Here is a 13,618-nt window from a genome sequence, read left to right on the forward strand (position 1 = left end):
ACCTTTAGAGATAAATCGGGTCAACTAGGCCCGAAGAGTCACCCTCTCCAAGCTGCATGACCTCATCTAAACTCACCACGCCTTTCAGAGCGAGTTCCATCGCCGATGCTAACAGTGGCTTATACCCCTCGGCCTTACGAGCTTTTTGAGCAAAATCAACCGCATCACCAGAACGCAATGCATCCATCATGTCTTGTTCAAGCTCAAGAAGCTCAAACACACCCACTCGTCCTCGATAACCAGTCAAATTACAATTTTGACAGCCTCGACCTTTGAAGAACGTCGCATTCGCTTGATTAGGGAAACGGCTTGATAACCACTGGTGACGAGCTTCATCCACTTCATCATGACCACTGCAATCGGGGCAGATCTTTCTCACAAGGCGTTGGGCCAGCACCGCACGCACAGCACTGGCTACCAGATAACCCGGCGCTCCCATATCCATCATACGCAGTGCGCTATCGACCGCATCGTTGGTGTGTAGTGTTGTCAGAACCAGGTGGCCTGTTAGCGCTGCTCGAAGGCCAATCTCTACGGTTTCTTGGTCACGCATCTCACCCACTAGGATGATATCTGGGTCTTGACGAAGGAAGGTTCTCAAAATGGTTGAAAAGTCGAGATCAATTTTGGTGTTTACTTGCACCTGATTGATCCGCTCTAGTCGATATTCCACAGGGTCTTCTGCCGTGATGATCTTCTTGCCTGGCTCGTTAAGCTCAGATAATGCACCATACAGTGTGGTGGTTTTACCTGAGCCAGTGGGCCCGGTCACCAAAATCATGCCATGAGGCCTTCTCAGTTGCTTACGCAAGCGAAGTAAAAGATCTTCTGGTAGTCCCGACTCATCTAACTTACGTACACCTGAAGTCTGGTTTAACAGACGCATCACCACTGACTCACCATGCTGAACTGGCATGGTCGACATACGGATATCTACCGACTGTCCTTTGGCTCGGATATTAAAACGTCCATCTTGTGGCAAACGTTTTTCTGAAATATCTAAGTTAGCCATCAACTTAAGGCGCAATACCAATGCTGATGCGATGTTTACTTCGTTGAGTAGGGTTTCATGCAGCACCCCATCAACACGTTGACGAAGGCGTAGCACATTGGCGTCGGGTTCAATATGAATATCTGACGCCCCCACTTGGATAGCATCTTCAAACAGAGAGTTGATAAGCTTAACTACGGTAACTTCATCACTATCTTGCTCCTCACCAAAGGAGAAATCAAAGCTATCACTGGTCTGGTGCTCAGCTTGAAGCTGCTCTGCAAATGAAGCAATTTCTTTGGTTCGGCGATAGTAGCGATCAAAACCTTCAACCAATTGGCGCTCTGGCGCAATCACAAAGTCCAGTTGGTATTGTTGAAGCTGGCTTAGCAAAGATTCTTGAGCAAAAAGGTCTGCTGGGTCACTCATTGCCACCCGCAACACATCCCCTTGACGCCCAACTACCAACGCCCTCAAACGACGTGCATGAACTTCAGGCAGGACCTGCACCGCTTCAACGTCGACATTGGCTCGACTCAAATCAATCAGCGGTAGGTTTAGCTGTTGAGACAAAAAGTTCAGCATTTGGGTTTCCGTTAGGAAACCAAGCTGGATCAGCGTGTCTCCAAGCTTTCGCCCAGTGCTTTTTTGGTGCGACAGCGCCTCTTCAACTTGTTGTTCGGTAATGATGCCTTCTTCAACCAGCAAGTCACCGAGCCTTTTTCTAAGTTTAATTTGCATCTGCGGCCTCTAATTGTTCTTTTATGATGTTTAACCGACTTTTGATAAAGGTGTGAGTTTGGCTAGATAACCCCAAACGATTTAGTGCTTTGTTATATGAGTCCAACGCTTGGTCTAACTGCTTTGCTCGTTCTTGTTCAATGGCAAGACCTAACCACCACTTGGCATTATCGGCATCCTGCTTCGACAACAGCTGGTAACTCTCCATAGCAATCGCAGATTTCTTCGCTTTCTGCGCAAGGCCAGCTCTCGCAGCTAAATAGTCAATACTAGGCTGGTTGGGTAGATCTTCTAACACGCCCAATGCCACCAGCGGAAGGTCTTGCTTGACCAGAATATTCACTAAGGCGAGTCGCAGCGATTCACTTTCAGGGTTGAGTTCAATTCCCTGCTTCAACGTCTCTCCCGCACGGCGAACATCACCACGTCCATAGTACAAAGCGGCGAGTCGCTTACGCACATTTTCGTCTCTTGGTGTGTATTTAAGTGCACTCCGATACTCTTTAATGGCTTGAGTATAGTTATTTGCATCGATGGACTTTTTAGCTCTCGAGATGGCTTTTTGTGCCAATTGCTCGTGGCTCAGTTCCACCTGCTTAATGTCCAGTTCTCCCGATTTGATTGGAGTAACTTGGGTTGTTTTTGGGGTAGATGTGGTCACAGCAGCCACTTTGATAGGCTCTGGCAACGATTTTTTAGCTGCGGGTGCAGTCACTTTTGGCTTACTTTCCACTTGCGCAGGAACCACTTTAACCTGTGAGGTGGTGGTGGCTTTCACAGGCTCTTTTGCAATGGTTTTCTCGACACTCTTTACCACAGGTGGTATTTGAGGTGCCTCTGGTGTAGATACTTCAGCCATTGTCACTAACTTAGCAACTGGCTTAGGCTGCTCTTTCACAGCGGCTTTATCCACTGCAACCATTTCTGAGGCTACCTTAGGAGTTGCAGGTGTCAAAGGCTTTAGTTGTTGGTCATTTTGCAGCGCAACCACAGTAGTCACTGGTTGGTCTTCAACGACCGGCTCGACCATTACAACATCTGCTTGCTGGGTCATTGCCCAAGCACCCACGCCTAAACTGATACAAACCCCAACACCAAGCCACACCATACGGTTAATTCCTGAGGCAACAGGGGCAACGTCTACACGCTCAATAGGTTTATTTGTCTTGGTCGCCTTATCGGTCATCTCTGACAAAGCTTTATTTATTACACTCATGAAAGACCCCAGCCCCAGATCATCGGTGACTTAAATTTAGGTTTGACCGTATCTAGGGTGTCATTAATCGCATCAAATACATGGCGGTTTTCAACCCGCACAGAATGTTCAGTGAACGCCAAAATTAGAGATTTATGGCACACTTGATTAATCAACCTTGGCACACCGCGAGATGCCTTAAAAATCGCTTTTTTAACTTTCTCACTAAACAGATTGATGTCTCCGCCACTGACCTGCACTCGATGATCTATGTAGGCAAATACCTCAGCGAGCGTGAGTGGTCTTAGTGTGGCATTAAATGAAATACGCTGCCTTAGTTGGCGCAAGTGATTCTGTGCGAGACGTGCGTCGAGCTCAGGCTGCCCTAGCAAGACTATTTGCATCAATTTAGCCTGCTCAGTTTCAAGGTTACCGAACAAACGAATCGCCTCTAGGGCTTCGTTACTTAATGCTTGAGCTTCATCCACCAAGGTGACAACTTGTACCCCCTGCTTGTGAAGCTCGAGCAGTTTCGAGTGAATATCATCAATCACACCCGCAGAGGCGTTGCGTTCAATCGATAACTCCTTCGCCACCGCCAGACGTAGCTCTTCTGCATTCAGCAAAGGGTTTGGTAGGTAAACCAGAGCCACATCGTCTACCAACTGGTTGATCAACATGCGACAAACCATGGTTTTTCCTGTGCCAACTTCGCCAGACACTTTTATCACACCTTCACCCATTTGCACCGCCGATAATACGGTTTGGATCGCCTCATAATGCGGAGGCAATCCCTGAAACAGTTCAGTGTTCGGTGTCAGAGCAAAAGGGGCTTGGTTAAAGCCATAAAACTCCTGATACATGGTTACTCTTCTGGGAACCATTCATCAAGAAGATCGCGTGAGCGCTCAAGCTCTCGCTGCCAAGTATTTACTCCAACAATGGTCGGCTTAAGTAAGATCACCAGCTCAGTTTTTTGGGTCAATTTCGAGGTGTTTCTAAACAGATGCCCTAACCCCGGAATATCCCCTAGGAAAGGCACTTTAGTGGTTTGATCCAGTGTGTTGGATTTCATCAAACCACCAATAACAACCACATCACCATCTTTCGCCCTGATCACTGAGTCCGACTCTCGGATAGAACTTTTCGCCAGCGGTACTTCGTAAGCTTCTCCGGCCAAGTTGATGGTCTTGGTTTGGGTCTCAACATCAATGACTGAAGGATGTACGTGTAGAAGTACATAACCATCGTCGTTGATTTGTGGTGTTACGTCTAACGAAATACCAGAGAAGAAAGGGGTAAGCTCGATGTCTGGTGCCGCATTGGCATTGTCACCGCTGCTAACAACGCTTGAAATATCAGTAACAAAATATTCATCTTGACCCACTTTGATCACTGCTTTCTGGTTATTTGCCGCCGTCACACGTGGGCTAGAAAGTACGTTTAGGTCACCCTGAGTGTCCATGAAGCTTAGAACAGCGCTAAAGTTACCGTCAGAGATAGTAACGTTGGTTTGTCCACCCAATAATGAGCCGATCTCATCTAAGCCTGGCAGAGTTGAAATTGGGTTGGTTGCACCGCGCCCAGTTGAAATTGTCGTACCGCCAATAGTAGATGAGATATTTGACCAATTAATCCCTTGCTGATACCCGTCACTTAACGTGACTTCAAGGATCTTGGCTTCTAGAATCACCTGACGGTGCAGGCGTGCCTGAGATATACCCAAGAACTGCTTCACTTCACGAATTTCATCTGGGTAAGCTCGTAACGTCAGCACACTTGCTTGAGGAGAGACCACCACACTACGGCCGCTATCGGTGCCAACTAGAGCGCTTACAGCCGTTTCAAGCTGGGTCCAGAAGTCACTCTCGTTAATCGTTTCTATCTCAACACCACCGGTTTTATTGGTAGACGAGTTGCTTGATGAACTTGACGTTCCAGAAGAACTCGAACTGCTTGAGCTATTACTGGAACTCGAATTTGAATTTTTGTTAGTAACCGTTCCCGATGTTATCGTCGTCAATGAACGCCCTGAGCGCTTAAATTGAAGATAATCAATCGCTACGGTTTCAGTGCGTAAACCCGCAGGGTAGATTTGAAGGATCTTACCGTCACGCACAATGTCGTAGCCATAAATATCTTTCACCACATTGAGCACTTCATCCATAGTGGCATCTTCAAGATTGACAGTAATGCTGCCACTCACATTTGGGTGAATCGCTGCACTGTATTCTGTACCTTTGACTAAGCTGGCAAAAAACGTCTTCGCATCGACGCCATTAGCTTTGATCTGGAAGCGTTTCAACGTGCTATTGCTTGCCAAAGGCTGGCCATCCAATTGCGGCATTAAATCATTTTCAACCGAGGCTGGCAGTTCTTCTAGAGCGCGACTATTCGCCTCATTTACTGCTTCATTCAGAGCCTGTTTTACTTCCACCGGATCGCGGTGCCCCATGGCACACCCCGTTAACGATGCGATAAGAAATCCCACTACTAATTTACGCATATCTGGTCTTCAATCCTGGCTTACTGTTTAATATCTTTAGCAAAAAGTTCTAGACGCCACTGCCTAGTTCCTTGTTTTACAATCACAAAATCGGGTTCAATACGACTGGCGACAAACCCGCTCACTCGCCCACCTTGCTCAACGAGCTTATTGTCGACCACGGCAACGCAATCCACATCGGTTTGGCACACAATCGAGTTCAAAACTGGCAAACGAAAACGGCTTTTAGGTTTCGCTTTGGTCACCGTTGCAGGTGCCGACCAACCAAGCGGTGCTGTTGGGTCTTGCGCCGAAAACGCTGGTTGAAGCAACGCACATGCGAACAACGCTGTAATTAATCTAACCACCAATAAACTCCTGCCCTGTACCCAAGGTGTAAACGACCAACGTTAGCTCCGCAGTTGGGTACTCATCCACTTGATAGTGAAAGCTTCGCCAAAAATAACGCACTGGCATATTTTCAAGTGTGGCTAAATACTTTTGAATCGCAAAGTATTTTCCGGATAAGTGAATTTTTACCGGATGAATGTAGTATCCAGCGTAACCATCCCCTTTATCCGTCGTAATAGGCTCTGCAGGCTGTGACTCTAAACTGTGCAGCTTTAAACCCTTGCTTGAGATTAACACTTGCTCCAACAACTCAGCCATTTGGCTCGGTGTGATGAGATTTTTCACTACCTCTTCAAATTGTTTATCGAGTTGTTCGCTCTGCTTTTGCAGCTGTTCTAACTTAATATTGATCTCTTTGTCTGGATCAGTCCTTAACAAATTAGTAATGCGCAAAATATCATTATTGGAGCGAGTAATAGACTGTTGCAGACTATTAATCTGATTGGTTTTCTGCTGAGATTGCTCAAGCGCAGGCTCAATAAAAAACGTCAATGCAAGCATCACAATGGCTATCAATCCGCCCAGTGCAATAATCCATTTCTCACGTGGACTTAAAGCGATAAATTTTTCATTTAAATCGTCAAGCTTGGCCATTATTGGGCTCCCTGACGTTTAGTCATTAGTTCGAAAGTCACAATATCATCTTCATTTCGACCGATTTTCAGGGTCTCAAAATTTCTCCCAACCAGGTCGAGTTCATTCTTAAACTGTTTAATCCAATTCGGTACAGAACTTGGCTCTCGCGCTAGTCCTTTCACATTTAAAGTATCAGGGCTGACGGAAATGGTACTCAAAGAGATATCATTACGCCCTAATACCGCCAGTGCATTCATCACTCCTGAAAAACCAAGCTGCTGTTTCTGCTCAAACTGACCGACTGCCTGCAATGAGGTTCTCTTCGCTCTGATATCATTTTCCAAACGCTCTGCGGCAGCAAGCTTGGCTGGAGAGGGCTTATGTTGCTGTTCTAGCGACTGCATCTCGCTGAGTTGCTGCTTCACCTGATTAGACTGCTGAGTGAGGCGAGAAACCTGTTGTTGTTTCACACCATTTTCATACTCGACGTAGCCATAAAAACCACCCACAATAACCGCTGTGATCACCCAGGCAGCGAGCACAGCATTTAAAGTGAAGAGCTCTTTTTTCGGTTTCAAATGTGCAGGGTAAAGGTTGATCGCTTCACTAGGTAGTTGCAGTGCCCTAGAGCTAAGCAGTTCTCCGGAGTGGATCTCGTTTTCTTGCAGAGGTGATACTTTAACGCTGAGTCGCTCTTCGAGCGCCTGAACTAACTCGGCATCATTTTCATCATCACAACTCAAGTGCAGCTTATGAAATTGAGCTTGCTTGACCTGTGATGAGAGATAGTCAATCGAGCGCTGCAGTTCTAGAGCTAAGCCGTCAATTTGTAAGCTACTGCCCATCTCCCCTGTCAAAGGAGCCATCACGCCACGAATGGTTCGGTTAAAACAAACTTTATGTTCGACGAACGCACTGATCTTAAAACTGCCACCTTTGCTTTGGTGCAATAACACGAAATTCGAGGTATCAGCTAAACTTTGCCCCCAGACCTCATCTTCAGGGTGAATGCTGCGCAAGGCAATATCATGCTTTTCACACAAAGCCAGGATAGGTGCGAGTACTCGCTTACTTAACACATAAGTTTGGACACGATTACCGCCCGGCAGCTCAACCGCATCTGCTACAATTTCAGTCACTCGTTCCGTGACCAAGTCTTTAAGCAAAAAAGGCAGACCGACAGACCACTCTTCTTTAGGGAGTTCTGGCTTTTCGATTTGGTATGTCTGGTAGTGACTAGCGCTTAATGTAAGCACTAACTCACAGCCGTGATACTTACCTTCACTCAGAGCTTTCGTCAGTGCTTGCAACCACCCAGATGCGTCGATTTCGACTTTTTGAATGGTATCATCAAACGCTAGATAAACGGCATCCTCTAACAGTGCAGCGCTGATTGTCGCTGAACTGCCGCCACTGCGACGCAATTTGTCTATCCACGAGGAAAAGCTGCTCATTTATACTCCGTCTACTTACTTCTTAACTCGCCATCGATTACGACGACCAGCTTTCACTGTTTTTGCGGCAGCGACTGGCAAGAGTTGAGTTTCTTTATCAAACAATCGTCCTTGCCCACCATCGACGCCCAGTTGCAGTAGGGTTTGCCACTCGGATTGGTTTTCAACACCTACTGCTATAACTTTAGTCGGGCTATCGATACATGCACCAATTAAACTACGAATAAAGAGCTGATTTTCTTGGCGTTCATTAATTCGCTTACTCAAACTTCGGTGCAGTTTGAGGTAATCCACTTCAAGATCTTTAATATAGTGAGTACTGGTAATCGTCCTGCCCGCTTGCTGCACAATCACTTTGCAGCCTAACCCAGAAATCATGCGGATCACTGGGCGAATGAAATCGAGATTCTTAACTAATTGCCCTTCGACAAACTCAAAGCTGAGCTGATGACGCAATGCTGAAGGTAAGCTCAGCAGCTCATCTCTAAACCACCTAACGTAGGTTTTTTTCTTAAATGGCAATACGTTAAGGTTGATAGAGTAACATAACTCATGCTCACCTGCCTTCACCCATTGCAACACTTTGAGTAGCACGGCTTTATCAAGTTGCATTTCATATCCGACCTGCACCATGGCAGCACTAAAACGTGATGCTTTGATAACTGTGCCAGTTTGCTCATCAGGCAACCGAGCGAACAATTCATGGTGAAGCGGCGTATTATGATTATTCTCCGTTAAGTAGCAGCATTGCTGATAGATATGTACCTTTTCAGGTGTCATAGCCTTATCAAACAGTGTACGCCATCGAACCGTTCCTCTTGTCTCGTAATTAAGATTTTGTTTTTTATAACGGCTCCAAGCGTTATGCTTTTCAAGTTGAGCACTGCGAACCGCATTCTCCAACTCTTCTAAAATGTAGCCACGACGTTCGCCTTCTTGGTACATGCTCACCCCGATATGACACCAGTTATCAGCATCTAGAGGCTCAGGTAGAGATAAGCGCTCCAATTGACGTAACGACTGCATCGCCAGGTTGGCAACGTCTTTAGCACTTTGATGGGGAACCAGCAAAGCAAACTCAGCGGCATAGTAACGAGAAAATATAACGTCGGGGTATTTCTGAGCAATATTAGAAACAATCCTTCCTACATCAACAATAAACTGATCGCAGGTTTCCTTATCGTTACGTTCTTGTACTGCTTCCCAATCATTGATGCGTACAGCTAACACACCACCTTGAGCGCCGCTTTCTTGTAAGGCAGCCTCAAGTTTCGAATCAAAAAGAACTCGATTAGCAGCCCCAGTGAGCTGATCCAAAAAGGTATGAGTCCGGATGAAGGTATCAAATCGGCTACGCTCTTTTCTGGCATCATTCAACTCTTCAATTAAGCGGTCTAATGCTTCACTTGCGGTATAAGGCCATTCTCGCTCATCCCCTTTTTGATAGTCTTGGGCACGCCCAGCTAAGATCATTCTTCCGCGCTCTTCAAGCAGTTCAGAACCATACAACTGGCCACGGAGCCATTTCACCCCTTGCATCAAGATAAATACAATCAAGGCGACAGCTAACGTAATGGAAGACATCGCCTCTAAAGAATAACTTGAGGTAAGAAATAGCGGGATCAACTTGAACTCCACCTTAAAGCCAGGATGGCTTGGCAGATCAAATGATAAAGATTTAATTCGCGTTTTATCGACAATGGCCTGAGTATCGACAAAGTGATAGATCACATCGGAACGAGCCGTGATTTCCATTTCAAGTACATCACTGGCTTTTAAGATTTTAGGCAGCCATTTTGCCATCGAACGAGCAGCATCAGGATCATCTAGCTCTGCGTCAATAATCTCTACGACACCATCCATGTAGTGAGACATGTAGTCTTGGCCTATTCGCTTGAACGACAGTGTGGTGCCCATGAATAAAATAAACATGGCGATCACTACTGTCATGGTGACAAATGCCACCAGCCGCGTACTCAATTTGAGAGTCGGTGTATAACGGGCCAAGATAAGCTTCCTTTCTTAACTATATGCTTTGATTTTATGGGGATTTCAATCACCCACTGCTGCAACCTTATTATTCTGAGCGGCGAGATGCTATGGCACAAGGATTTCGTTGCAAAAAATACACAAAAGCCGCGAAAATCGCGGCTTTATCAACATATGTAGAAAGAATTTTGCTTAGAACGGAATATCGTCGTCAAAATCCATTGGCGGCTCATTGTACTGAGGCTGTGCCGGTTGCGGAGCTGCTTGTGGAGCTGCCTGCTGTTGAGGGGCTTGCTGAGCAGGAGCGTGCTGAACAGGCTGTTGAGGCTGACCCCATCCACCTTGTTGCTGCTGTTGACCACCCATTCCACCTTGCGCAGGTGCGCCTTGGCGACCACCAAGCATTTGCATTACACCGTTAAAGCCTTGAACTACCACTTCTGTTGTGTAGCGATCCTGACCAGACTGGTCTTGCCATTTACGTGTTTGAAGCTGACCTTCGATGTAAACTTGAGAGCCTTTACGTAGGTACTCACCAGCCACTTCTGCTAACTTGCCAAATAGCGCAACTCGGTGCCATTCTGTTTTTTCACGTTGCTCACCCGTTGCTTTATCACGCCAGCTTTCTGACGTTGCAATAGTGATATTCGCTACGGCACCGCCGTTAGGCATGTAACGAATCTCTGGGTCATTGCCCAGGTTACCAACCAAAATTACTTTGTTAATTCCACGGCTTGCCATAATTTGCTCCGTATAAACCACAGTACTGCTAAAAATTAGCGTAGTAGGATAGCACGTTTACGCTTAGGTACAAATTGGAACTCTCCTACCCTGTGAGCACTTTTAGCTTAAGTATGTCTGTAACTCAACACTCAAGCATTGCGCATAAAATACACTGAGGTTTGGTTCGCAAAACTCAAACAGTAAATTTATCAATTACTTTTTGATACATGAAATGAAACGCAACCTTAGGTATTAATCGACAACACGACTCAATATCGCTTACCCAATACATAAGAAGCCAATAGCATATAAATTCTAATAACAAATCAGTTAGGCTAAATATGAATACCACCTTTTACTACCTGTGCGATGCAGAACCTCAATCTCGGGCTCTGGCTTCCCAGCTTGAAAGCTACTTGAATACATCAATCAATGTCATCGACTACCAGTTATTTGAATTACACCAACTTCAAGGTGAGAGGCTGCTAGTTATGATCGACGCGAAATACTTATCTCGCCTACACTACATTAATCAACAATTGCTGCTATTGCCGAATTCTCCAGCGGTAGTGATTATCAACCAAGTCGGACACTTGCCGCTTAGCGAGTTACTTCAGTGGCCAAAGCTACGCGGTACTTTTCGAGCAGATCTTCCTGTAGTGAATCTAGCTAAATCTCTAAACTCAATAACCACAGGGGACAACTGGTTAAATCGCACTTTCCTCACTCAGATGATCGACCACTACCAAGAGCAGCTCTCTCTTTATCGACCGAATCATCACTTAGGCCTTACTCGGCGCGAAATTGACGTACTGCAGAGCTTGCGTACAGGCGCTTCCAATACTCAGATTGCCGATGATCTTTTTTTAAGTGAGAACACAGTGAAAAGCCATCTGTATAATATTTTCCGGAAGCTAGACGTAAAAAACCGACTACAAGCCATGGCATGGGCTAACCATTACTTACAATGAGTCGTTTCTAACTAAAGCGGCTTTTCACAACTTGTGTTAAGTTAATTCAAAATTTGACTCAAGGACGAATAATGGCCGCCTACGATATCTTTAATGGTGATGCCGATGGGTTAACGGCATTGGTGCAGTTGCGCTTAGCCCATCCAAAACAAACCACATTAGTAACTGGAGTAAAGCGCAACATCGAACTGCTCAAATCCGTACCCTTTGCCAAAGGGGATGAGCTCACCGTGCTCGATGTGTCGATGAAAAAAAATCATGCCGCTCTTATACAAGCGCTAAATGTGGGTTGCAGCGTTTTTTACGCCGACCACCACCAATCAGGCGATATTCCTAAGCACGATCAACTTGAGTCTCATATCAATACCTCAGCAAACACCTGTACAGCGCTCATCATCGATAAGTATTTGCGAGGAAGGTATCGTCACTGGGCAATCGTTGGAGCATTTGGCGATAACCTGATTGAAGTAGCTAGAACACTGGCAAGTAAAGCGGAATTATCCGAGCAACAAACTCAGCAGTTGCATTCGCTTGGCACCCTACTTAACTACAACGGTTATGGCGCTAATATCGATGATCTGTTGTACCCACCAGAAAAACTTTACCAGTTGATGGAGGGAAGCGATTGTCCATTTAAGTTCATGTTCCAGCATCAGGAAGCCATCTCAGCGCTCGAACATCAATATCAGCAAGACCAAGCACATTGCCAATCTCTAGTTCCAGAAATCGATGAAGGCAATCTAAGGCTGTTTATTTTGCCCAATGCAAAATGGGCAAGACGAATGAGCGGGATTTTAGGTAATCAATTAGCAAATGTGGCACCAAACAAAGCCCATGCAATTTTAACCCGTCGTGATCACTCAACTTGGCAAGTTAGCATTCGAGCTCCATTAAATCGCCGCTTAGGCGCTGACAACCTAGCCAGTCAATTTGAAACAGGTGGGGGACGCGCCGGCGCAGCAGGGATTAACGTGTTAAAAAATGATGACATGAAGCGATTTATCTCATTATTTAGACAAGAGTTTTCAAGCTAAATATTTTTTAACCCTTCACATAATGTTAATGTTTTATTGACTCAGTTGAATTAAATAGGATTAGACAATGATCAAGAAGTGCCTTTTCCCGGCCGCTGGATATGGAACCCGCTTTTTACCTGCCACCAAATCGATGCCAAAAGAGATGATGCCAGTGGTAAACAAGCCGTTGATTGAATACGGTGTAGAAGAAGCGATTGAAGCAGGTATGGATGGCATGTGTATCGTTACCGGTCGTGGCAAACACTCGATCATGGACCATTTCGATAAAAACTATGAGCTAGAGCACCAAATTAGCGGGACGAACAAAGAAGAACTGCTAACAGATATCCGTGGCACTATTGAAGCCGCAAACTTCACTTATATCCGACAAAGAGAAATGAAAGGGTTAGGGCACGCGATCCTAACTGGCCGAGAGCTTGTTGGTGATAACCCATTTGCGGTTGTGCTAGCAGATGACCTCTGTGTCAACGAGGCTCAAGGCGTTCTGGCACAAATGGTTGCACTATACAAACAATTCCGTTGTTCTATCGTGGCGGTACAAGAAGTACCTGAAGATGAAACACACAAGTATGGTGTCATCGCTGGTGAAATGATTAAAGATGATCTTTATCGCGTCGACAACATGGTTGAAAAGCCAGAGAAAGGGACTGCTCCAAGCAACCTAGCGATTATTGGCCGATACATTTTGACACCTGATATTTTTGAACTGATTGAGAATACTGAACCAGGCAAAGGTGGAGAGATTCAAATTACCGATGCCTTGTTGAAGCAGGCCAAATCGGGTTGTGTATTGGCTTACAAGTTTAAAGGTAAGCGTTTCGATTGTGGTAGTGTTGAAGGGTATATTGAGGCAACTAACTATTGCTTTGAGACTCTTTACAAAAAAGACGAAAAGAAAGTCGAATTAGATAAACATTCTACTCAAAAGTCTTCTTAATCGAGATTTCCCAGTAAGGCAGTAAATCAACTGCCTTACTGTTTTTTTATCCAGTATTTATTGCACATTTCACACGCTATGTAATACTACACCCATTGTCTTCCTCAT

12 protein-coding genes are annotated in these 13,618 nt (G+C 45.5%); 3 read left to right on the forward strand and 9 right to left on the reverse strand.

What is annotated here, in order from left to right:
• Positions 1 to 4 precede the first annotated feature (4 nt).
• From mshE to J4N39_RS13265, 9 genes are all read right to left on the reverse strand, one after another.
• Positions 5 to 1,732, reverse strand: a complete 1,728-nt coding sequence (gene mshE / locus J4N39_RS13225; RefSeq protein ID WP_252020274.1) for an MSHA fimbrial ATPase MshE — start codon at positions 1,730 to 1,732, stop codon at positions 5 to 7.
• Entirely contained in the window at positions 1,722 to 2,948 is a 1,227-nt protein-coding gene (locus tag J4N39_RS13230) for a tetratricopeptide repeat protein (protein WP_252020276.1), read from the reverse strand. The genes mshE and J4N39_RS13230 overlap by 11 nt, the downstream gene beginning before the upstream one ends.
• Entirely contained in the window at positions 2,945 to 3,790 is an 846-nt protein-coding gene (locus J4N39_RS13235; RefSeq protein ID WP_252020278.1) for an ExeA family protein, read from the reverse strand. Before J4N39_RS13235 ends, J4N39_RS13230 begins: the two co-directional genes overlap by 4 nt.
• A 2-nt stretch (positions 3,791 to 3,792) precedes the next feature.
• Positions 3,793 to 5,433 (reverse strand): pilus (MSHA type) biogenesis protein MshL, encoded by a 1,641-nt coding sequence (gene mshL, locus J4N39_RS13240; RefSeq protein ID WP_252020280.1) that lies wholly within the window; start codon positions 5,431 to 5,433, stop codon positions 3,793 to 3,795.
• 20 nt (positions 5,434 to 5,453) lie between these two features.
• The gene (locus J4N39_RS13245) at positions 5,454 to 5,780 is read right to left on the reverse strand and encodes an MSHA biogenesis protein MshK (protein ID WP_353505598.1); all 327 of its coding nucleotides are present in this window, start codon (positions 5,778 to 5,780) and stop codon (positions 5,454 to 5,456) included.
• The gene (locus tag J4N39_RS13250; RefSeq protein ID WP_252020285.1) at positions 5,773 to 6,417 is read right to left on the reverse strand and encodes a type 4a pilus biogenesis protein PilO; all 645 of its coding nucleotides are present in this window, start codon (positions 6,415 to 6,417) and stop codon (positions 5,773 to 5,775) included. Before J4N39_RS13250 ends, J4N39_RS13245 begins: the two co-directional genes overlap by 8 nt.
• Positions 6,417 to 7,853, reverse strand: coding sequence for a PilN family protein (locus tag J4N39_RS13255; RefSeq protein ID WP_252020287.1), 1,437 nt, complete (start codon positions 7,851 to 7,853; stop codon positions 6,417 to 6,419). Before J4N39_RS13255 ends, J4N39_RS13250 begins: the two co-directional genes overlap by 1 nt.
• Positions 7,854 to 7,868: 15 nt before the next feature.
• Positions 7,869 to 9,860 (reverse strand): RNase E specificity factor CsrD, encoded by a 1,992-nt coding sequence (gene csrD, locus J4N39_RS13260; RefSeq protein ID WP_286036810.1) that lies wholly within the window; start codon positions 9,858 to 9,860, stop codon positions 7,869 to 7,871.
• Between the two features lie 174 nt (positions 9,861 to 10,034).
• Entirely contained in the window at positions 10,035 to 10,583 is a 549-nt protein-coding gene (locus tag J4N39_RS13265) for a single-stranded DNA-binding protein (RefSeq protein WP_252020289.1), read from the reverse strand.
• A gap of 323 nt (positions 10,584 to 10,906) precedes the next feature.
• On the opposite strand from J4N39_RS13265, the gene J4N39_RS13270 reads away from it, so the two are divergent.
• From J4N39_RS13270 to galU, 3 genes are all read left to right on the forward strand, one after another.
• Positions 10,907 to 11,536 carry a LuxR C-terminal-related transcriptional regulator gene (locus J4N39_RS13270; protein ID WP_252020291.1) on the forward strand — a complete coding sequence of 210 codons (630 nt, stop codon included), beginning with the start codon at positions 10,907 to 10,909 and terminating at the stop codon, positions 11,534 to 11,536.
• Positions 11,537 to 11,607: 71 nt separating this feature from the next.
• Positions 11,608 to 12,570 (forward strand): DHHA1 domain-containing protein, encoded by a 963-nt coding sequence (locus J4N39_RS13275; protein WP_252020293.1) that lies wholly within the window; start codon positions 11,608 to 11,610, stop codon positions 12,568 to 12,570.
• Positions 12,571 to 12,637: 67 nt separating this feature from the next.
• The gene (galU, locus tag J4N39_RS13280) at positions 12,638 to 13,510 is read left to right on the forward strand and encodes a UTP--glucose-1-phosphate uridylyltransferase GalU (RefSeq protein ID WP_252020295.1); all 873 of its coding nucleotides are present in this window, start codon (positions 12,638 to 12,640) and stop codon (positions 13,508 to 13,510) included.
• The last annotated feature ends 108 nt before the right edge of the window (positions 13,511 to 13,618 follow it).

Source organism: Vibrio sp. SCSIO 43136 (assembly GCF_023716565.1).
GTDB lineage: Bacteria > Pseudomonadota > Gammaproteobacteria > Enterobacterales > Vibrionaceae > Vibrio.

Coding starts and splice junctions, on each gene's coding strand:
- mshE (WP_252020274.1), bottom strand. CDS start 1,732: ATGCAAATTAAACTTAGAAAAAGGCTCGGTGACTTGCTGGTTGAAGAA.
- J4N39_RS13230 (WP_252020276.1), bottom strand. CDS start 2,948: ATGAGTGTAATAAATAAAGCTTTGTCAGAGATGACCGATAAGGCGACC.
- J4N39_RS13235 (WP_252020278.1), bottom strand. CDS start 3,790: ATGTATCAGGAGTTTTATGGCTTTAACCAAGCCCCTTTTGCTCTGACA.
- mshL (WP_252020280.1), bottom strand. CDS start 5,433: ATGCGTAAATTAGTAGTGGGATTTCTTATCGCATCGTTAACGGGGTGT.
- J4N39_RS13250 (WP_252020285.1), bottom strand. CDS start 6,417: ATGGCCAAGCTTGACGATTTAAATGAAAAATTTATCGCTTTAAGTCCA.
- J4N39_RS13255 (WP_252020287.1), bottom strand. CDS start 7,853: ATGAGCAGCTTTTCCTCGTGGATAGACAAATTGCGTCGCAGTGGCGGC.
- J4N39_RS13265 (WP_252020289.1), bottom strand. CDS start 10,583: ATGGCAAGCCGTGGAATTAACAAAGTAATTTTGGTTGGTAACCTGGGC.
- J4N39_RS13270 (WP_252020291.1), top strand. CDS start 10,907: ATGAATACCACCTTTTACTACCTGTGCGATGCAGAACCTCAATCTCGG.
- J4N39_RS13275 (WP_252020293.1), top strand. CDS start 11,608: ATGGCCGCCTACGATATCTTTAATGGTGATGCCGATGGGTTAACGGCA.
- galU (WP_252020295.1), top strand. CDS start 12,638: ATGATCAAGAAGTGCCTTTTCCCGGCCGCTGGATATGGAACCCGCTTT.